The sequence below is a fragment of the Paenibacillus sp. FSL K6-1318 genome (genome assembly GCF_037976905.1).
GTDB classification, from domain to species: Bacteria; Bacillota; Bacilli; order Paenibacillales; family Paenibacillaceae; genus Paenibacillus; species Paenibacillus amylolyticus_A.
Genome location: NZ_CP150270.1, coordinates 4,707,032 through 4,727,848, shown reverse-complemented (window position 1 = coordinate 4,727,848; position 20,817 = coordinate 4,707,032). Strand labels below are relative to the sequence as shown.

The 20,817-nt window shown below is 48.4% G+C and carries 20 protein-coding genes; 17 read left to right on the top strand and 3 right to left on the bottom strand.

Going from position 1 to position 20,817, the window contains the following annotated elements; all coding sequences use genetic code 11:
- The first annotated feature begins 43 nt into the window (after nt 1-43).
- From NYE45_RS20945 to NYE45_RS20935, 3 genes are all read left to right on the top strand, one after another.
- Nucleotides 44-1,228: an exonuclease SbcCD subunit D gene (locus NYE45_RS20945; RefSeq protein ID WP_340017415.1), complete on the top strand. Its 1,185-nt coding sequence runs from the start codon at nt 44-46 to the stop codon at nt 1,226-1,228.
- Nucleotides 1,225-4,644: an SMC family ATPase gene (locus tag NYE45_RS20940; RefSeq protein WP_340013828.1), complete on the top strand. Its 3,420-nt coding sequence runs from the start codon at nt 1,225-1,227 to the stop codon at nt 4,642-4,644. The genes NYE45_RS20945 and NYE45_RS20940 overlap by 4 nt, the downstream gene beginning before the upstream one ends.
- Nucleotides 4,645-5,004: 360 nt before the next feature.
- The gene (locus NYE45_RS20935; RefSeq protein ID WP_036674796.1) at nt 5,005-5,349 is read left to right on the top strand and encodes a hypothetical protein; all 345 of its coding nucleotides are present in this window, start codon (nt 5,005-5,007) and stop codon (nt 5,347-5,349) included.
- Between the two features lie 305 nt (nt 5,350-5,654).
- Here NYE45_RS20935 and NYE45_RS20930 read toward each other — a convergent pair whose 3' ends face one another.
- The 3 genes from NYE45_RS20930 to NYE45_RS20920 are packed head-to-tail and all read right to left on the bottom strand — an operon-like array spanning nt 5,655 to nt 8,359.
- A complete protein-coding gene (locus NYE45_RS20930; RefSeq protein WP_340013827.1) occupies nt 5,655-6,788 on the bottom strand; it encodes a bifunctional cystathionine gamma-lyase/homocysteine desulfhydrase in 1,134 nt (377 codons plus the stop codon).
- Nucleotide 6,789: 1 nt separating this feature from the next.
- Complete coding sequence (locus NYE45_RS20925) at nt 6,790-7,713, bottom strand: cysteine synthase family protein (protein ID WP_340013826.1); 924 nt, start codon at nt 7,711-7,713, stop codon at nt 6,790-6,792.
- Nucleotide 7,714: 1 nt separating this feature from the next.
- A complete protein-coding gene (locus NYE45_RS20920; RefSeq protein WP_340013825.1) occupies nt 7,715-8,359 on the bottom strand; it encodes a class I SAM-dependent methyltransferase in 645 nt (214 codons plus the stop codon).
- A 325-nt stretch (nt 8,360-8,684) separates the two neighbouring features.
- Here NYE45_RS20920 and NYE45_RS20915 point away from each other — a divergent pair, with 325 nt between their 5' ends.
- The 14 genes from NYE45_RS20915 (at nt 8,685) to era (ending at nt 20,724) form a co-directional block, all read left to right on the top strand.
- Nucleotides 8,685-9,044: a histidine triad nucleotide-binding protein gene (locus NYE45_RS20915; RefSeq protein WP_169481657.1), complete on the top strand. Its 360-nt coding sequence runs from the start codon at nt 8,685-8,687 to the stop codon at nt 9,042-9,044.
- 188 nt (nt 9,045-9,232) lie between these two features.
- Nucleotides 9,233-9,406 carry a 30S ribosomal protein S21 gene (gene rpsU / locus NYE45_RS20910; protein WP_005547957.1) on the top strand — a complete coding sequence of 58 codons (174 nt, stop codon included), beginning with the start codon at nt 9,233-9,235 and terminating at the stop codon, nt 9,404-9,406.
- 15 nt (nt 9,407-9,421) lie between these two features.
- The gene (locus NYE45_RS20905; RefSeq protein ID WP_062835503.1) at nt 9,422-9,865 is read left to right on the top strand and encodes a GatB/YqeY domain-containing protein; all 444 of its coding nucleotides are present in this window, start codon (nt 9,422-9,424) and stop codon (nt 9,863-9,865) included.
- Nucleotides 9,866-10,149: 284 nt separating this feature from the next.
- Nucleotides 10,150-11,472, top strand: a complete 1,323-nt coding sequence (locus tag NYE45_RS20900; protein WP_340017414.1) for an NfeD family protein — start codon at nt 10,150-10,152, stop codon at nt 11,470-11,472.
- A gap of 161 nt (nt 11,473-11,633) precedes the next feature.
- Nucleotides 11,634-12,644 (top strand): flotillin-like protein FloA, encoded by a 1,011-nt coding sequence (gene floA, locus NYE45_RS20895; protein WP_076332307.1) that lies wholly within the window; start codon nt 11,634-11,636, stop codon nt 12,642-12,644.
- A 13-nt stretch (nt 12,645-12,657) separates the two neighbouring features.
- Entirely contained in the window at nt 12,658-13,257 is a 600-nt protein-coding gene (locus NYE45_RS20890) for a hypothetical protein (RefSeq protein ID WP_340013824.1), read from the top strand.
- A 180-nt stretch (nt 13,258-13,437) separates the two neighbouring features.
- On the top strand, nt 13,438-13,731 hold the full coding sequence (gene yqfC, locus NYE45_RS20885) for a sporulation protein YqfC (RefSeq protein WP_017687241.1): 294 nt from the start codon (nt 13,438-13,440) through the stop codon (nt 13,729-13,731).
- Complete coding sequence (gene yqfD / locus NYE45_RS20880) at nt 13,728-14,921, top strand: sporulation protein YqfD (protein WP_340013823.1); 1,194 nt, start codon at nt 13,728-13,730, stop codon at nt 14,919-14,921. The genes yqfC and yqfD overlap by 4 nt, the downstream gene beginning before the upstream one ends.
- A 6-nt stretch (nt 14,922-14,927) precedes the next feature.
- The gene (locus NYE45_RS20875; RefSeq protein ID WP_017687243.1) at nt 14,928-15,899 is read left to right on the top strand and encodes a PhoH family protein; all 972 of its coding nucleotides are present in this window, start codon (nt 14,928-14,930) and stop codon (nt 15,897-15,899) included.
- 16 nt (nt 15,900-15,915) lie between these two features.
- On the top strand, nt 15,916-18,165 hold the full coding sequence (locus tag NYE45_RS20870) for an HDIG domain-containing metalloprotein (RefSeq protein WP_145151045.1): 2,250 nt from the start codon (nt 15,916-15,918) through the stop codon (nt 18,163-18,165).
- Between the two features lie 34 nt (nt 18,166-18,199).
- Nucleotides 18,200-18,697, top strand: coding sequence for an rRNA maturation RNase YbeY (gene ybeY / locus NYE45_RS20865; protein ID WP_036674804.1), 498 nt, complete (start codon nt 18,200-18,202; stop codon nt 18,695-18,697).
- Nucleotides 18,697-19,068: a diacylglycerol kinase family protein gene (locus NYE45_RS20860; protein WP_340013822.1), complete on the top strand. Its 372-nt coding sequence runs from the start codon at nt 18,697-18,699 to the stop codon at nt 19,066-19,068. The genes ybeY and NYE45_RS20860 overlap by 1 nt, the downstream gene beginning before the upstream one ends.
- 305 nt (nt 19,069-19,373) lie before the next feature.
- A complete protein-coding gene (locus NYE45_RS20855) occupies nt 19,374-19,787 on the top strand; it encodes a cytidine deaminase (protein WP_062835495.1) in 414 nt (137 codons plus the stop codon).
- 37 nt (nt 19,788-19,824) lie between these two features.
- Entirely contained in the window at nt 19,825-20,724 is a 900-nt protein-coding gene (gene era / locus NYE45_RS20850; RefSeq protein ID WP_145151051.1) for a GTPase Era, read from the top strand.
- The last annotated feature ends 93 nt before the right edge of the window (nt 20,725-20,817 follow it).

Sequence of the window (20,817 nt, the reverse complement as noted above, 5' to 3'; positions counted from 1 at the left end):
TGAAACCATGGATATTACATGGGAGAGAGAGGTGGAACGGACGATGCGTATTTTGCATACAGGGGACTGGCATTTGGGAAAAACGCTGGAAGGACGAAGCCGACTGCGTGAACAGGAAGATTTCGTTGATGAACTTGTCAGGGTGGCTGATGAGCAGCAGGCTGATGCCATATTGATGGCCGGAGATGTGTATGATTCCGTGAATCCTCCCGCAGCGGCGGAACAACTTTTTTATGAAGCGGCAGCACGTCTGACGGAGCATGGAAGACCTCTCGTGGTAATTGCAGGAAATCATGATCAGCCAGAGCGGGTGGCTTCTGTAACACCACTGGTGAACAGGCAGGGCATTACACTCGTAGGGATGCCTACTTCAGAAGCGGTAACCATCTATGCGAAGCGAACCGATGAGACCGCACATATAGCCGCATTACCTTATCCTTCTGAAGCGAGATTGAATGAATTGCTGACCACGGATGGGGACGAAAATGTACTTCGTCAGGCATACAGTCACCGGGTAGGCATGTTAATGCAGCGTCTGGCAGCTTCTTTTCGCCCGGATACCGTAAATTTAGCCATGAGCCATATCTATGTGCTCGGCGGACTTGAGAGTGATTCGGAACGTCCGATTCAGATCGGTGGGGCCTACACGGTAGACCCTTCGTCCTTATCGACTGGCGCACAATACACAGCGCTTGGGCATCTTCATCGTGCACAGGCTGTCAAAGGAGACGGTGTGATTCGATATAGCGGCTCTCCCTTGGCCTACAGTTTCTCGGAAGCGGGGCAGAGTAAGTCTGTCACGATGGTTGATCTGGCACCGGGCGGAGCTGCACAGGTAGAGGAAGTTTTGTTAACGTCTGGGCGTCCGCTTGTGCGTTGGCAGGCACGTGGTGGTTTGGCAGAAGTATATCGCTGGCTGGACGAGGGACGTGATCCGCAGGCTTTTATCGACATGGAAGTGTGGCTGGACGAGGCGATGTCGCTGAAGGAGATTCAGCAGTTGCGAAAATCACATGAGGGTATTATTCACATTCGCCCCGTGTACCCCGAGATGGCTGCAGCAGGGCTTTTGGAGCAACGATCCGAGCTACCTGTACATGAACTGTTCCGTAAATTCTATCAGCGCCAGACGGGTGGTGCACAACCGGAAGACAGCCTGGTACAGCTTTTCCTGGAACTTGTGGATGAAGACGAGCCGGGTGTGCGTGAGGAGGTCGAGGAAAGATGAAGCCCATTTTATTAAAAGTTGCCGGACTGCAAAGTTATCGGGAGATGCAGGAAATTGATTTTACCGTGCTGACGGAGACGGGTCTATTCGGTATTTTCGGTCCTACGGGCAGTGGTAAATCTTCCTTGCTGGATGCCATCACACTTGCCATGTACGGAAAAGTGGAACGTGCGGTGAACGGTACGCAAGGCATTATGAATCACGCAGAAGATTCGTTGTCGGTTGCTTTTACATTCGAACTGATGTCGGCAGCAGGCACTCGAAGGTTCCGGGTAGAGCGGCGTTTCAAACGGAATAATGAAGTGTCGGTGAGTAACACGATTAGCAAATTCATAGAGACGGTCAATGGCGAAGAGCAGGTACTTGCCGACAAATTGGCAGATGTGAATCGCTGTGTTGAAGATGTGATCGGTTTGAAGATGGATGATTTTACACGGGCAGTGGTACTTCCACAAGGGAAGTTTGCCGAGTTTTTGTCACTCAAAGGCAGTGAACGTCGCCAGATGCTGCAACGGTTGTTCCATCTGGAGAAGTATGGGGATCAGCTGGCCATCAAATTAAGTCGGCGGGTCAAGGATAACGATATGGTTCACCAATCTCTTGCTGCGGAGCAGCAGGGGCTTGGCAATGCCAGTAAGGAGACGCTGCAAGAAACCAAGCGTCTTCTTCAAACCGCTGTTCAGCAGTCTGAATTGTCCCGCAAAGCGCTGGATGAAGCTGTGAAGGAAGCTGAACAGCTGGGTAAAATTCGTGAGTTAAGTAACGAACGGCAGGCCCGTACGGATGAACAGCAGAAGCTGAAAGCACTAGAACCACAGGTCGAGGCAGGTGAACAACGGCTGAAACAATCCGTTGCGGCAGATGCAATACTGCCTGCGTTGCAGACGGTTCGAGACGCCAAGTCTACGCAGAAGCAGCGGCAGGATACCGCCGAGACAGCTCATCAGCAAGCACTGGAACATGAGCGTCTGGCTGTTCAGGAAGCGGACAAGGCCGAGACGGCACGTTCGCAAATGGCCGAGGAAGAACCGAAACTTTTGCTGCGCCTGGAGCAACTCGAACAAGCGAAAGAGCTGCAACGGGAACGGGACGGACTTCAAGCCGATTGCTCGCGCCTCGCGCAGCTTCTGGAACAGGGACAGGGCGAACAGACTGCGCTGGGACAGCAGCTTGAGAAAGAAAAGGAGCTGCAACAGCGTGGACGCAAACGGCGTGAGGAACTACAGGAGAGCCTCCAGCCAAATGAAGTGAAGTCAGAGGAACGCAGACAGCTGCAGGCTGCGCTTGAACTGAAGCATCGTGTGGATACTGCCGCGGAGCAGCTGCAGCAAAACAAGGCTGACATGCTGGCCTATAAGCAGTCGGCAGAACAGGGAGCCGACAAGCTGAAGGCGGCGGCTGAGCAAGAAACACGCCTGAGTGATCAGCGTCAGCATCTGGTAGAACAGGCGTCAGCAGGCCTTGAGGCCTTGCTTGCCTGTGAGCAGGATATTAGCCGCGAACAAAGCCTGCTGGCCCTTGCGGAGGAACAGCTGCGTGGCACAATGCGTGAGCAGGAGCTGCACCGGCTGTCCTCCGCTTTGCGCGCCGAGCTGCGCGATGGCGAGCCATGCCCGGTGTGCGGCTCGCCGCACCACCCGCTCCCGGCTGCGCCGCCGGGAGAAGGTCCGCACGCAGGCGATGCGGACCTGGAACTGCTGCGCAGCCTGCACGCGGAGCTGCAGGAGCTGCGCTTTGGGCTGCGCCAGCAGCTGCACGAACGTCGCAGCCTGCTGACGCAGCTTGGCGCTGCGGCTGGCGAAGCTCCTGCCGCAGCCGAGGCCGCGCCTGCGGCAGCGGAGCCCGAGCCCGCCGGGTCGCCCGAACACGGGCGTTCCCCGGCAGGCTGGGCATCGCGTGCCGCTGCGCTGCGCGAAGCCGCGCAGGCGCTGGCTGCCGCAGCAGCGCCGCTCCAGGCCGAAGCCGCCGCGTTGCAGCAGGCGGCTGTGGGCGCGCAGCAGCGCCGCATGGAAGCGGCAGCTGCGCAGGAGGCCGGCCGTGCCGGGCTCGCCCAGGCGGAGCGCAAGCTGGCCGAGAGCGAGGCCGCAGCGGCTGCCTTGCAGGGCCGCTGGGCCGCAGAACTGCCGGGCATCGCTCAGGAGGAGGCCAAGGCCCTCTATCAGGCGATGCAGGAGCGCGATGCGCGCGCCGAAGACATCAAGGAACGTCTGAACAAAAGCGTGACGTTCCTTGAGGAAAAAGACCAGATCATTCAATCTCTCCAGCAGAAGCTGGTGGAATTGGATAAACAACTGATCCAGTGGCAGACGCAGTGGCAGGGCAATAGTAAACAGCTGGCGGAGAAGGAAGAACGCCTGCGCCAGTGGGTTGGAGAGCAGCGGGTAGAAGATTTGATTGCTGCGGCTCAGGCTCGTCTGGATGGACTGCGAAAAGCAGCTGCAGACTCGGCACAACGCTTCAAAGAAGCAGACACGCTGAAGCAGGAATCAGCCAAGAAAGACGTTATGGCTCAGCAGGCAGCCGCCTCGGCAACAGAACATCTGCAACAGGCACAGGAACGGTGGAAGCAATTGCTGGAACAATCCCCGTTTGACTCGGATGATGCTGTTGTGTCCGCGGCGATTCCTTCTCAGGAAGCAGAACGACTGGCAGGACAGATTCAGCAGCACCGTGAACGTGAGCGTGAACTCGCATCCCAATTGCGTGAACTGGAACAGAAGCTGGGGGGTGCAGTCGTATCGGAGGAACAGTGGTTAGCCTGTACCGAACGTTTGCAGCAGGTCCGAATTGAGGATGAGGCTGCCCTTCGGGCCAAAGCACGCGCTGAACGTGATCTGGAGGATGTAGAGCAGCGACATGTTCGCTGGACCGAACTGGAGAACAAGCGGGTGGAGGTAAGCCGTCAAGGCGAGCTGCTCAGCAAACTGCAATCCGCGTTCAGAGGCAATGCTTTTGTCGAGTATATTGCCGAGGAACAACTGATGCAGGTTAGTCACGCGGCCTCTCAGCGTCTGCGCTTCCTGACCAAACAACGCTATTCACTGGAGGTAGACTCCGGTGGTGGTTTTGTGATCTGTGATGATGCCAACGGGGGAGTCAAACGACCGGTATCGACGTTGTCCGGTGGCGAGACGTTTTTGACCTCATTGTCACTGGCCTTGGCACTGTCGGCCCAGATTCAGCTGCGAGGTCAATACCCGCTTCAATTCTTCTTCCTGGATGAAGGGTTCGGTACACTTGACCCGGAGTTGTTGGATACCGTCATTACGTCGCTGGAAAAATTGCATGACGACCGATTGGCTGTCGGTGTAATCAGTCACGTGCCTGAACTGCGTGCACGCTTGCCACGCAAGCTTGTGGTGATCCCGGCAGGTGAAGCTGGAAACGGCTCACGGGTGGTCTTGGAGACCCTGTAGAGGGAAACGTGTAAGTAATACAAATGATAGAAGCGCCTCTTATAGTCCAAACAACTGAATATTACCGAATCTTATTGTAAAAATATTTCTTTTCTTGCTTTTATAACATAGCGGAGTGAGTTACATCACAGATACAGGTTCATCCCGCTGTTATACTACAGTTAAGCCGACAAACTTGTTTTAAGTACCCCGGCGGACATCTGATCAGGACGTTTCCTGAATAGATGTCCGCGCAGCAGCCTTCCAAGGAAGCCGCTCACGGGGTGCTTCTTTTTTTGCTGTCTTCCCGTAGTGTCAATTCGCCCAGTTCTGAATACCATGAAAAGGTGATCAAGAGTAGAATCGAGGAGGCGTTGGCAAGTGGAAAAGGTGGAAGCGAAGAAAATATGCAAGGAACACATGCACCGTTATGTATGTGTACAGATGAATGATGGCATGCACTATGATGGCATTATGGAAAACGTGGATGATGAAATGATATATCTGGCGGTTCCCGTTGGACCAGAAGCCATGGTGAATCATGCGAACTGGGCTCCAAATGCAATGCCGGGAGCGAACTATCCGATAGGTCATACGCGCGGATTTTATCCAGGATACGGGTACCCTACTCCTTATCCGTATTATGGTTATGGCCGTAGACGTTTTAACCGACTGGTGCTCCCGTTATTTGCGCTTACGGCGTTAACCCTTTTACCTTACTATTGAAATTAGAAAATCAGATATAACGACAGTGATTCATTCTCATGCATCTTATAAAATCTCTGAAAAGAACAAGTTGAGGATGGATATCTTTCGTTCATAGATACCGTAGAGTATGCAAAAGAGAGGTCTTATCACATATGGAGTCCAGCCTGATGTATTGCGACAGTCATTGCAATACAAGTGGCAACATACCGAATATCCAAAAGGTCATGCTTTGCAGAAGCGAACTTCTGTAAGTCATGACCTTTTTGAAACCTATGAGTGTAAGAATCGATTGATAGCCATCATGGACTTCATTTGAAATGCCCTTAAATTAATGCAGATTTCAAATCATCAAGTAAATCTTCAACATCCTCGATCCCAACGGAGATACGAATCAAACCATCCGTGATCCCCAATTCTTGCCGACGTTCATAGGGAATGGAAGCATGTGTCATACGGGCAGGTACAGAAATTAAACTCTCCACCGCACCCAGACTTTCAGCCAATGTGAAATAACGGACTTTGCTTAACACCTCATCTACTTTTTCGGCACTGCCTACATCAAAGGAAACCATACCGCCATATCCTCTGGCTTGCGTGGATGCCAGCTTGTGCTGCGGATGGTCGGGCAACCCAGGATAATAGACTTTGCTCACGGTCGGATGCTGATTTAAAAATGTCACAATCTGCTCTGTATTGCGTTCTTGCGCTTCCATCCGCAGTCCCAATGTTTTTAGACCTCGCATTAGCAACCATGAATCCATGGGTCCCAGAACAGCGCCAATGGCATTTTGAATAAAATGCAGGTCTTCTCCAAGCTGCTCGCTGTTGACAACCGCAAGTCCTGCCACAACATCGCTATGACCGCCGATATATTTCGTTGCAGAATGCAGTACAATATCTGCCCCCATATCCAACGGGGTTTGCCAATAAGGCGTACTGAACGTGTTATCCACGATGAACAGTAACTCATGTTGTTTCGACCATTTCGCTACAGCAGCAATATCGGTGACCTTGAGTAACGGATTGGTAGGTGTTTCTACATAAATGGCCTTCGTATTGGATTGCAAAGCCTGCTCCAGTGCCTTTAGTGAGGTGGTATCTACAAAGGTAGACTCGATCCCCAGACGATTCAGCACCTTGGTGAAAATGCGGTAAGTCCCGCCGTATACATCATCCGTCAGAATGACGTGATCTCCAGTTTTCAGCAGAGACAGTACAGCATGAATTGCAGCCATTCCCGAACTAAAAGCAAAACCGCGAACGCCATTCTCCAGCTCTTTAATGACTTCTTCCAACGCATGACGGGTAGGGTTGCCAGTACGTGAATACTCGTATCCCTTGTGTACGCCAACCGATTCTTGCTCATACGTGCTTACTTGATAGATCGGGACACTTACTGCTCCGGTGTGTGGATCACCAACAATTCCTGCATGAATCAGCTTTGTTTTTGGTCTCATGTTATTGTCCTCTATGATAGATATTTTGGCTTAAATACCGTTCGCTACTATCCGGGAAAATAACGACGATATTACTTCCGGGGGCTGCGTGGCCGGCTTCGTTTAATGCGGCTTGCATAGCTGCACCTGAGGAGCTTCCTACCAGTAAGCCTTCCAGCAAGGCTAGATCCTTGACCCGCTCAAAGGCATCTTCATCTGAGATCGTATGAATGGCATCAAAATAACTCACATCCATAAAAGAAGATAACGTCTCGACGCCTATCCCTTCTGTACGATGTGGTCCCGAGGGACCACCTGCGAGAATTGAACCCTCAGGTTCGACGATACATGTTTTGATTAACGGGTTTTGCTCCTTCAAATAGCGGGATCCTCCCATAAAAGTACCGCCAGACCCGGCTCCGGCGACATATACATCCACCTGTCCGTTCAAATCACGCCAAATCTCAGGGCCCAGATGTTCATAATGTGCGAGTGGGTTATCCGGATTGGAGAACTGACCTGGGATATACGACCCCGGTATTTCTTTCGCCAGCAATTCAGCCTTGCGTATAGCACCCGTTATTCCTTCTGATGTGGGTGTGTTCACGACCGTAGCTCCAAGAGCTTTCATCAATTGCTGCTTCTCGATGCTGAACTTCTGAGGTACTGTGAAAATGACCTTTAAATTCAGGCCTACAGCCGCCATCGCAAGACCAATTCCTGTATTGCCTGCGGTAGCTTCAATTACTGTTCCGCCTGGCTTAACGTCTCCTCTTGCCAAGGCCTGCTCCAATAAAAACTTGCCAATCCGATCCTTCACACTTCCTCCGGGATTCATGAATTCCAGTTTGGCAAATAGACGGATTCCTTCCGGTAATGGATAACGGGTTAATTCAAGCAGAGGCGTATTACCTATAAGTTCCTGTACATGTTGATAAATGGGCAAATTAACCAATCTCCTTTTGTGCGTTCATTAACCATACATATTTGTTTAATCGGGAAAAGTGCGTGATAAAACCATATTTCGATAAAATGGTTTGTAATACATCCATTGTCGTATAGTATTCGGTCCGTAGATCTGTCAGCAGTTCGGTATAGCCTAGAGAAGCTACCTCATCCTCGATCTGATGACGACTCTCCTGATCTTGAAAGACGGTATCCGCAAACACGATTTTTCCATTGGGGCTTAGCAGCTTGGCATATATTGAAATCGCCTGTTCTTTCTCCGCATCCGTTAAATGATGGAAAGCATAAGTGCTCACGATGGCATCGATTGGCTCAGGTAGAGGAGGGAATTCCAGAAAGTCTCCTTCAAACAATTCGAAATTCAGATTCCGCTTCTGCACCTGATGGATCATTCCTTGTGAGGGTTCAACCCCGTATACTTTATGACCTGCGGCTATCAACTTTTCTGTGAGATTTCCCGTTCCTACGCCAAATTCCAAAATTGTTCCGCTCACCTCTGAGACCACTGTATGAAGGATTTCTTCATAATGCTCAAATACTTCCTGATATTGTTGGTCATGTCCCATCACGGTTTGATCATAATCATTTGACCATTGGTCAAATAAAGCCACAAACTCTCTACCCATTACCTTAATATCCTCCTTGGATTGCCAAGAATAAAAGCAACTATATCAATGGGGATTATATACTATAAAAGTGTAATTTAAAAGAAAAATATGGAATTTTATGGCTTTAAATCATCAACTCTGTACCTCTTTACTTGACTGATTCCCATGAATTTCTTGAGTTGTTTCTTCACCTGAAAGCCATGGATATGGATCGATGAAAGGAAGAGGAACGAAGAGTTTGTTTAGACTGGCTGGCTATGTGCCTAGAGATTGGACGTGGGTTTTTACTTCTAGTATGATAAGAGGGAATACATACAATGGTTTACAAAGGAGGGTATGAACTATGGATTGCTTATTTTGCAAAATTGTAGAGGGCAGCATTCCCTCCAATAAAGTATTGGAGAATGACCATGTTATCGTGTTTCATGACATCCAGCCCGCAGCACCGACACATGTGCTCGTCATTCCGAAGAAACATATTGCTTCCATGAATGAAGTGACTGCAGAAGATCTGCCTTTGATCGGCGAGATTCATCTGGCTGCTCAAGAGGCGGCCAAGCGTCTTGGCGTGGAGGAAACAGGATATCGCTTAATCAACAATTGTGGTAAGGATGGAGAACAAACCGTTCATCATCTGCATTATCATTTGCTGGGTGGTACAAGACTTGGCGCGTTGACAAGTTTGTCTGATTCTCACAAATAAACATGCAAACGTGTGCTAATATTGAGTCATTATGCATATGCATTTAATCCATGAATATGTGAACATGGCTCATATAAATAAGTGATCATTACATTGAGGTTGACACCTTTATTACCTTTCGCCTATAATGAAAGATGATGAACCGTGTTATTGCTCTTGGACGGTCTGGTCGGAGGGAGGGAAAACTGGTGTCTGAAACTAAAGTTCGCAAAAACGAGACTATTGATGCTGCACTTCGTCGTTTTAAACGCTCCATCGCTAAAGATGGCGTATTGGCTGAGGTGAAGAAACGTAAGCATTATGAGAAGCCAAGCGTAAAGCGCAAGAAAAAGTCCGAGGCTGCTCGTAAGAGAAAGTTTTAGGAGGATTTTAACTACATGAATCTTAGCGAACGATTGAACGAAGATATGAAGCAAGCGATGAAGAGTAAGGACAAGTTCAGACTCTCCAACATTCGGTTGATTCGTTCGACGATCAAGAATCTTGAAATAGATTTGAAAAGAGATTTGGATGACAACGAAGTGCTTGATATCCTGAGTCGTGAAATCAAACAGCGCAAAGATGCCCTCCAAGAATTTGACAAAGCGGGCCGTGAAGACCTCGCGGCAAATGCAAAAGCGGAAATTGAAGTACTCATCCAGTACCTTCCCGCACAGCTTTCCGAAGAAGAAATTAAAGTTATTGTACAGCAGACCATCCAGGAAACCGGTGCTTCTTCGAAAGCCGAGATGGGGAAAGTCATGGCGGCCCTTATGCCGAAAGTTAAAGGCAAAGCGGACGGCAAACTGGTAAATCAAGCAGTTCAACAATTTCTGCAATAAAGCAAATCAATAAACACCTCCTGACTTGTCAGGGGGTGTTTTTTCCATATACAAGACCACTTGATGTTCTTGTGATCGTTGATATTTTCTTTTTAATGGTTAATATGTATTATTATGGATTTATATTCTTGCAATTGAGCCTGTTTTCAAATATAATTTTAAGATTTTGAAACGAAATGTTGCATTGCACGTAATAAATACCATAAGCTGGACAGTATAACATTAATGGAAAAGGGGGGACTATTGTGAAGGGAAAGCGCCGGAAGAAGCTTACGGGGCCATTAATGCTCTTAATGCTGCTGACGCTGTTGCTTCCTGTCTGGATTGGATCACCGTCAGCGCATGCAGCTGAGAAGAGTGGCGCCGTATATATTATTCCGGTTGATAAACCAATCGAGCAGGGACTTGGCAAGTTCATGGAACGCGGGTTCAAGGAAGCGGAAAAGATGAACGCTGGCCTGATCGTTCTTGATATCAATACGCCGGGAGGCCGTGTCGACACTGCGGAAGCATTGGGTACCCTGATTAAGGACAGTCCGATTGAGACACTTGCATTTGTCCGTGGAGATGCTGCTTCGGCCGGGAGTTTTCTGGCCCTGAATGCAGATAAGATCGTAATGTCACCAGGCAGTATGATTGGTGCGGCAGCTATGGTGGACAGTACGGGTAAACATGTTGATGATCCGAAGCTTGTTGCATTCTGGAAGAGCAAAATGCAGGGAGCGGCTGAAATCAGTGGCCGTGATAGCAAGATTGCAGCTGGAATGACGGATGTTAACATGGTCGTGGAGATGCCGGAGATCAATAAAACCAAGCAAAAAGGTGAAATTATTGCTCTCTCGGCTGAAGAAGCGCTGAAAGTCGGTTATGCCGACCACATCAGCAACACACCGGAAGAAGCGGCAACTTGGCTCGGTTACAGTCAGGATGATGTGTTTAAGGTAGAACGGACGACAGCAGAGAATATTTCATCTTTTCTTACCAATCCTGTTATCATGACTGTATTATTGTTCCTCGGAATCGCGGGTGTGATCATTGAATTGATTGTTCCTGGTTTTGGAGTTCCTGGTATTGTGGGTATCGTGTGTTTCGTCTTATATTTCTCAGGTAATTACATTGCGGGATTTGCCGGAGCGGAGACATGGGTACTATTTACAGTCGGACTCATCATGATGATTCTGGAGATGTTTATTCCGAGCTTCGGTATTCTGGGGATTTTGGGATCGATTGCGCTTGTGGCCGGTGTTGTAAGGGCTGCTTATGATACCAGTGACGCATTTGTATCTCTGGGTATCGCTTTTGGAGCAGCGCTGGTAGTCATTGCGATCATCTCAATCATCTTTAAGGATCGAGGGATCTGGAATCGGTTCATACTGAGTGACAGTATGTCTGCGGATCGTGGTTATTCATCAGCGACAGAACGCAAAGAGCTGGTGGGTCTGCAAGGAATCAGTCTGACACCGCTTCGTCCTTCTGGAACAGCGATGTTTGAAGGGGAACGAATTGACGTCGTGACCGACGGAGACTTCATTCCCATTGATACACCGATTATTGTGATTAAAGCGGAAGGTACCCGGATTGTGGTTCAGCAAGCATTGCCGGTGTAACTCGCTCTGTTGTCGAAGCGGATCAACGCTTCGGCAATGTACATAACCACGTAGCTGAAGCTGCCAGCGAGGTGGTGCATTCTTTACTTTAGCAGCGGACTTATGATTGTCTTTTCTAATATTTTTATCAAATTTAAATTGCAAATGGAGGAAATTAAACAATGGACACATCTATGATTACGATTTTGCTCATTGCGGTAGTAGGTATTATCGTATTGAGCGTATTTTTCAGCTTTTTCCCGGTTATGCTCTGGGTTTCAGCGATTGCATCCGGCGTACGCGTAAGTATTATTACACTGGTTGCGATGAGACTGAGACGTGTAACGCCTAGCCGTATCGTAAATCCAATGATTAAAGCAACTAAAGCGGGTCTTAAACTTTCAATGAACCAACTGGAGAGTCACTTCCTGGCCGGTGGTAACGTTGACCGCGTTGTAAACGCTCTGATTGCTGCACAACGTGCGAACATTCCACTCGAATTTGAACGTGCTGCTGCCATTGACCTCGCAGGTCGTGACGTATTGCAAGCCGTACAAATGAGCGTTAACCCACGTGTTATCGAAACACCGATTGTCTCTGCGGTAGCCAAAGATGGTATCGAAGTTAAAGTTAGAGCACGGGTTACGGTTCGTGCCAATATTGACCGTCTCGTCGGTGGTGCTGGTGAAGAAACGATCATCGCCCGTGTCGGCGAAGGTATCGTAAGTACGAACGGTTCCTCCAATTCTCACAAAGACGTCCTGGAAAATCCGGATCTGATCTCCCGTACCGTATTGTCCAAAGGTCTGGATGCAGGTACTGCTTTTGAAATCCTGTCCATTGATATTGCGGACGTTGATGTAGGTAAAAACATTGGTGCATTCTTGCAAACAGAGCAAGCAGAAGCTGACAAACGAATCGCTCAGGCCAAAGCGGAAGAGCGTCGTGCAATGGCCGTAGCCCAAGAGCAAGAGATGAAAGCACGCGTAGTGGAAATGAGAGCGCGCGTTGTTGAATCCGAATCCCAAGTACCTTTGGCGATGTCCGAAGCACTGCGTAGTGGTAAAATCGGTGTCATGGATTACATGAACCTGAAGAATATTGAAGCGGATACTCAAATGCGTAACACATTGGGAAAACCTGGTGAAGGTTCGAATTCCAACGATCAGGGTGATTCCAAAAACGGAAGATAGGCGGTGAGTGCATATGGGCCTATTTGAATGGATTTTTGATAATCTGTATATTGTGGCCGTCATCGGTTTTGCGCTCTTCTCCTTCTTGGGGAAAGCTGCCAAATCGGCTGATCCGAACAAAAAGCGTCCTGCTAACGGGATGCCTACGTTTGGAGGCAGTGGTGATTCAGGTCGGGATGAACGCTCAAGAGATAACTCATCTCCGCAGCAGTCTTCCGGACCTGTAGATCCCCGCTATGATGAACAGTATGACGATCGGTATGATGACGAGCAATATGAGAATCAGTATGATCAGCCGTATTCGGAGCCTGCTGCATCTTCTCGCCCTGCAAGTGACTACAGAAGTGAGGGCACGATGAGTGCCATGGAAAATTCACTTGAGGAACAGATGAGAGGCATGGAACAGCAGCAGCGCTTGATTGAAGAACGCTTGAATCGTATCTCTTCTGCGAATCGGCCAGTTGTGTCTGATTCCAGCTGGGATGAGACCAGCACCGATGAATCGGGAGCGTCTCCGCTTCGTCCTGCTGATATTCGTACAGGTGTACTATGGGCAGAAGTACTCGGTTCTCCTCGTTCCAAACAGCCGTTTGGCACAAGAGGGAAACTGTAAACAAGTCATACTATTGGACGGAAATAGAGCCGTCTCTGGTGAGCATAAAGCCGCCGGAGACGGCTTTTTCTGTGTTCTATCCTTTTTTCTCAATATTCGTACCTAACACGCCCCGGAATTTTCATAAATTCATGAATCTGCGCATAAGTTGAACTGTAGAGGAAGGGGGAAGACCTTCGAATGACCCGGATCAGCCGCAAGCTGCGCAGATGGACCAGTGAAGTGTTGGATCTGCCGCAGGATGTGCTTTATGATATGCCACGGTTAACCCTGATTGGCAGTAAGCAACTGTATATAGAGAATCATCGCGGTGTCATCCATTTCACGCCGGATCGCATCGTGCTGGCTCTTTCCCAAGGCCAGTTGGAGATCAAAGGGACTGCTTTGGTGATACGCAACATTTTGCCGGATGAAGTAGCTGTTGAAGGAACAATTCTGGATATTCATATGAATGGAGTGGAGGGGAACGGATGAAGCAGCCCAGTCTGTACAAACTGCGGGGAGCAGTCCGAATCACGGTCACTGGGGGAGACATTGAAGCATTGATCAACACGGTGGCAGAGCAGGGACTGGAAGTGTGGAACCTGCGTGCTCACGATGGACGCGTGGCAGAGATGAACATTCTGCTGCCGCATTTTTTCAGGCTGCGTCCGCTGCTGAAACGGACAGGCTGCAGGGTGAAAGTGACCCATCGCAGCGGTTTCCCTTTTTTTGCGGCCCGACTATTGCGAAGGAAGTTTTTTCTCGGGGGAATGTTGTTTTTTGTGGCAGCTCTATTTGCGTTGTCGTCTATGGTGTGGAATGTGGAGGTCAAGGGTAACGTTACCATTCCTACGGACGAGGTGCTCGCAGCAGCGAAGAAGGAGGGGGTATACCCTTTCCAGTGGGGGTTCCGCTTGCAAAGCCAAGACAAGCTCTCCAGACAGCTCGCACTCGCCCTGCCGGATGTAACCTGGATTGGCGTGAGCAAAGAGGGGACAACCATTACCATTCAGGTCGTGGAATCGGCGCAACCGAAGCGCGAGCCATTACTAAATCCCAGACATTTGATCAGCAAAGCAGATGCTGTTGTCACTCAAATCTATGCAGAGCAGGGACGTCCTGTTGTTCAGAAGGACATGCGTGTCAAAAAGGGTCAGGTATTGATCTCGGGTATTCTTGGGGATGAGGAGAACACCAAGACCATCGTTGCTAAAGGGGAAGTTCGTGGTCTGGTATGGCGTGAGTATGAGGTAGAAGTCCCGCTTGTTCAAAAACATAACACGATGACAGGTGAGAGCAAAGAACGCTTTTACATGGTGCTGGGGAAATGGGCGATCCAACTGTGGGGATATGGAAGTACACCGTTCAGTTCTTTTGATACCGAGAGTAATCATAAACCACTGACTTGGCGATCCTTTACACTCCCCATGGGTTGGCTGACAGAGAAGGATCTGGAAACCCGCGAACATGAGCAACAACAGACGATAGAATGGGCCAGAACAAAAGGATTGGAAGGAGCAAGGAACGATATTATCGCCAAAAACGGCAAAGGAACGAAAATTATAAGTGAAAAAATTTTGCATGAGAAGAAAGAGAATGGTAAAGTTTATATGAAAGTCTTATTTGAGGTAGAAGAAAGCATTGCGGAGGAACTTCCGCTAGTCCATAGTCAAGGAGAATGAGGATATTTGTCAGAGCAAACACGCAGCATACAAATCTCCCTCCAGAGTGCGGGAGAGGGCCAATCTCTTTTTGGACCCCAAGATACTTTTCTTAAACTGATTGAATCCGAGATTCCCGCCCAGATTGCATCCCGTGAAGCGGAGATTGTGATTTTCGGCAATGCACAACAGGTGGAATCGCTTGAACAATTATTTGATGTGTTACTGCAATTGATACGCAACGGATACGTGTTAACCGAAAGAGATGTGAAGTATGCGATTGAACTTGCCAAGGATATGCGGGCGGACCAGCTACTGGATCTGTTCAAGGGCGAGATTACGACGACATACCGAGGTAAACCAATCCGTGTTAAAACCATTGGACAGAAGCACTATGTAACTACAATTAAAAAACGTGATATTGTATTTGGCATTGGTCCTGCCGGTACGGGTAAAACCTACCTTGCTGTTGTACTGGCTGTTGCCGCAATTAAAGAAGGTAGCGTCAAACGCATCGTACTCACACGGCCTGCTGTTGAAGCAGGAGAGAGTCTTGGGTTTTTGCCAGGTGATCTTCAGGAGAAGGTAGACCCGTATCTGCGACCGCTGTACGATGCCCTGTATGACGTTATGGGACAGGAACAGACCGCGAAGGCACTGGAGCGTGGGTTAATCGAAATCGCGCCACTCGCCTACATGCGGGGGCGTACACTGGATGACTCCTTCATCATTCTTGATGAAGCACAGAACACAACACCGGAACAGATGAAGATGTTCCTGACCCGTCTTGGTTTTGGCTCCAAAATGGTCATCACCGGAGACGTGACACAGATTGATTTACCGCGTGGTAAGAAATCCGGGCTTGTGGAAGCGAATACGATCTTGAACGAAGTTAACGAGATTGGATTTGTCTATTTTGCCGAGCAAGATGTTGTGCGGCATTCCCTCGTCCAGAAAATTATCGTGGCTTACAACCACGCCGCAGAAAATCAAGCATAGAAAGGGATTGTCTAAAGTGACCTCGAAGGAACCGTCAAAAGGCAAATCTTTTCAGAATAAGGCTACAGGATGGAAGTATAGCGTGTGGGCACGCTATCTTCTGTTTTTGTTTCTGGTGATTCTTTTCTACGTGAGTCTGGCTTCCAAGCTGCTCCCCGAGCGGTATGATATTCAGGAAGGTACACGAAGTGAAGTGGATATTGCTGCGCCCATGCAGATTCCGAATAACAAGGCCACACTCAAAGCACAGGAAGAAGCGGCTGAACGCGTACAGCCGATATTTCAGATCGTGCAGATGCGGAACGAAAATTTGATGACAACCCTGCTTGATCGTGTAGATCGATTGAACCAGGATGATCAGATTTCAAGTCAGGATAAAATTGATATTTATCGGGATGAAATTCCGCAACGCCAGAAGGATTTTGTGACCAACTATATCAATAATAATCGGAAAGCCGGTACATACTCCGAGACGCTGTTGGAAGAGATCAGAAATGTGGTACAGGAGCAGAGCTACCGTATTCCGGAAGAGACCTACATTAAAATCTCACGTCTGACATCGGATGATATCCAGGAGATGAAACCAGTTGCGAGGGACATTGTTGCCCGGTTAATGACGGATCAGATCAGCGATGCAACCACCGCGCGTGCCAAAGTAGCCGAGATGGTGAGTGTCAGCTCTCTTAGTAAGCGCACGCAACGTGAGGTGGTGCAGGAGCTTGCTCGTCTCGTGGTGACCTCTAACCGTTTCTACGACGAAGAGGGAACCAAGGAAGCGAAAGTACAGGCGCGTGAGAACACGCAAACGGTCTTTATCAAGCAAGGGGATACATTAGTTGCCAAAGGTGAGATGATTACCCCGGAAATGTATGCTCTCCTGGATGAGAATGACTTGCTGAAAAATGAAGTGAACTACTGGCCACAGCTTGGACTTCTTATGTTTTCCTGCCTGTTGTCGGCAGCAATTCTGATGTATATTCAGCAATGCAGCGGAACGCATTTCAAATATAATAATGCGCAGCTGTTGATGCTTGTTCTCATTTTTATTATTACGATTGTAGTTATGCATGTGACGGCGATTATCCAGACCAATGAGAGGTCTTATGTCGGCTTCCTTGCACCAGTTGCGGTAGGGGCGATGTTAATTGCGCTGCTGCTGGATACGTCGCTTGCCTTTGTATGTTCGATATTGATCGGCATGTTGTCCAGCATCATTTTGAACACGCATCAGGGTCAGCTTTTTGACTTCGAACTAGGGTTCTTCGCCGTGGTAGTTTCGTTTGTTGCGATCTTTGCAACACATAAGGCTAGCCAGCGATCAACGATCCTGAAAGGGGCCATTATGGTCTGCTTGTTCGGGTCCATAGCCGTCTTTACTCTGGCTTTGATTGACTCGGGAGATTGGAACCGAACCACGACACTGTATGGCGTTGGATTTGCATTTGCTGGTGGCGTATTGACGGCCATACTGGTCATCGGGCTGATGCCATTTTTCGAAACATCATTTGGTATCTTGTCAGCGCTCAAACTGGTGGAACTGTCCAATCCGAACCATCCGCTTCTGCGCAAGTTGCTGACAGAGACACCGGGTACCTATCATCACAGCGTTATGGTAGGTAATTTGTCCGAAGCTGCGGCAGAAGCCATTGGAGCAAACGGATTGCTCTGTCGAGTGGGATCGTATTATCATGATATTGGCAAGACAAAACGACCCATCTATTTTATTGAGAATCAGAACAATATGGAGAATCCGCATGATTCGATCGATCCGAAACTTAGCAAATCTATTATTGTTGCCCATGCGCGCGATGGGGTGGAAATGCAAAAGGATTACAAGCTGCCAAGACCTATTCGGGATATTGCGGAACAGCATCATGGAACAACATTTCTCCACTATTTCTACCACAAAGCACTGCGCCAGGCGGAAGAAGCAGGCGTTGAGCCTGATTTCACCGAAGAAGATTTCCGTTATCCTGGGCCGAAGGCTCAGTCGAAGGAATCTGCTATTGTTGGCATTGCCGATAGTGTGGAGGCTGCTGTGAGATCTTTGCGCAAACCGACAGTGGAGCAAGTGGAGTCCATGATTGAGAAGATTATTAAAGGACGATTGGATGATCATCAATTCAATGATTGTGACCTTACGATGCGTGAACTGGACATCGTCGCCAGAACATTGAAGGAAACGGTGATGGGTATCTTCCACTCCCGGATAGAATATCCGGAGGAGATCAAGAAACCGAAGCCGACTTCACCCGAAGCAGGCTAATTTAATAATAAGAGCAGACAGGAGTTATGAAAGAATGAGTCTTAATCTGGCATGGAATAATGAACAACAGGATAAAGAAATTACAGAACCGATGATTGCAATGCTGGAGCAGTTGCTGAATCTTGCCGGAGAAGCGGAAGGTGTAGCAGACGGAGAAGTGGCTCTGACTTTTGTGAATGATGAGCAGATCCATGAGTTGAACCGGGATTATCGCGGTATTGACCGTCCTACGGATGTATTGTCTTTTGCAATGAACGAGACGGTGGATGAAGAACTCGATATTATCTATGAGCTGGACGAAGATGAAGAAATGGAAGAAATGCCGGATGTTCTCGGAGACATCATCATTTCCGTTCCACGGACCATCCTGCAAAGTGAGGAGTATGGACACTCCTTTGAACGAGAGCTTGGTTTTCTGTTTGTCCATGGCTTCTTGCACCTGCTCGGATATGACCATCAGGATGAAGCTAGTGAGGCTGAAATGATGGGCAAACAAGAAGCGGTATTGGCCCAGGCCGGGTTGACACGATAATGAAAAGACGCTCCTGGGGTCTGGTATTCCGCAATGCTGCGGAAGGAATCGCATATGGGTTGCGGACTCAGCGTAATGTGAGAGTTCACACGGGAGTGGCTGTTTTGATGTGTGTAGCCGGCTTTTTTTTCAGAATCTCAAGAATAGATTGGATGTTTGTGCTGACCGCTGTCTTTTTGGTCCTGGTGACTGAATTGATGAACACGGCTGTAGAGGCTGCAGTTGATCTGGCACATCCCCATATCCATCCGCTGGCAAAAGCGGCGAAGGATACCGCGGCCGGGGCAGTTCTGCTGGCTGCGGTATTCGCCGTCATCATCGGTTGCATGGTCTTCATTAAGCCGGTGATGAACTGGCTCGGTTTGTACTGATTTTTTTTACTTTGTTTTGATTCATTTTGATTTGGTTTTAATACTACACACTAATTGTAAAGTTGGATCTTTTTTAAGTTGAACTTTCTAATTTACACGATAACGTAGAGGCCAGAAATAACTTGTAGAAGCGTAGCGTTCGCCTTTATCCCCGGATTTTCACTTTGAAAAAAGTGAATCAAAAAATCTGGGGATAACAGCGATCAAAAAGTTATTCTGGACGCGGAGTGGCCAGTGTAAATGATCTTTAGTTGAACTTAACTTACAGAGCGCAGCTTTATATCACCCTAAGGGAGAGAATATTGATGGATAACGGTTTGTTAATGCAAGAGGCAATTAAGGCACGTACGAAGGCGTATACGCCTTACTCCCATTTTGGTGTAGGTGCAGCTTTGCTTGACAGTGAAGGGCATGTGCATCATGGTTGTAATATTGAGAATGCTGCGTATACCCCAGGTAACTGTGCTGAGCGTACAGCGATGTTCAGTGCCATTGCAGGTGGACAGCAGCCTCGCAGCTTCAAAGCGATTGCCATTGTGGGAGACACGGATGGTCCGATTGCTCCATGTGGCGTATGTCGTCAGGTTATGTACGAACTGTGTGAACCCGATATGAAAGTCATCTTGGGGAACATGAAAGGTGATCTGCAAGAGACCACTGTTGCTGAATTGTTACCTTGGGCTTTTGGGCCTTCTGATCTGAATTCTGCCAAAAAATAAACCAATATTCCAGGCCTAGGCGCCTGAGGAGGAACATATGAAAAAACAAGCATTCAAATCCGGTTTTGTAGCCATTATTGGACGTCCAAACGTAGGTAAATCCACACTGATGAACCAGGTGATCGGACAGAAAATTGCGATTATGTCGGACAAGCCGCAAACGACACGTAATAAAATTCATGGTGTGTATACCTCCGAACATCAGCAAATCGTTTTCCTGGACACACCGGGGATTCACAAACGTCAATCCAAACTTGGCGATTACATGAACCAGACTGCCCTGAACACACTTGGAGAAGTAGAAGCAGCCCTGTTCCTGATTGACGCTTCGGAAGGAATGGGTGGCGGTGACCGTTACATTGCGGAACAGTTAAAAAATATTCGTACGCCTGTCATTCTCGTCATGAATAAAATCGACAAAATTGAACCGGAAGCTCTATTGCCACTCATCGAAGAGTATCGCAAGTTGCACGATTTCGCTGAAATCGTACCTGTATCTGCCATGCTGGGTAGCAATGTTAGCACACTATTGGAACAGCTCGGCAAGTATTTGCCTGAAGGTCCTCAGTACTATCCAGATGACCAGGTTACTGACCATCCGGAGCAGTTTGTATGTGCGGAGTTGATCCGTGAGAAAATTCTACAGATGACTCGTGAAGAGGTACCTCATTCCATTGCTGTAACTATTGAGGATATGAAAGTACAGGATAATGGTGTCGTTTATATCTCAGCCGTCATTTTTGTGGAACGGGATTCGCAAAAAGGGATCATTATCGGTAAGCAAGGTGCGCTTCTGAAAGAAGTGGGCAAACGTGCTCGACATGACATTCAGAACCTGCTTGGTTCCAAAATTTTCATGGATCTGTGGGTTAAAGTGAAAAAAGACTGGAGAAATCAGGATCGCGTTCTGCGTGACCTTGGCTTTGGCCGCGAATGATCGTCGGAATTGTATCCAGTAATTGCAACACATAGTTTACCTTGCAAGACTCCATCCTATTTGGTAGATGCAGACGTCATTTCCGAAGAGAGG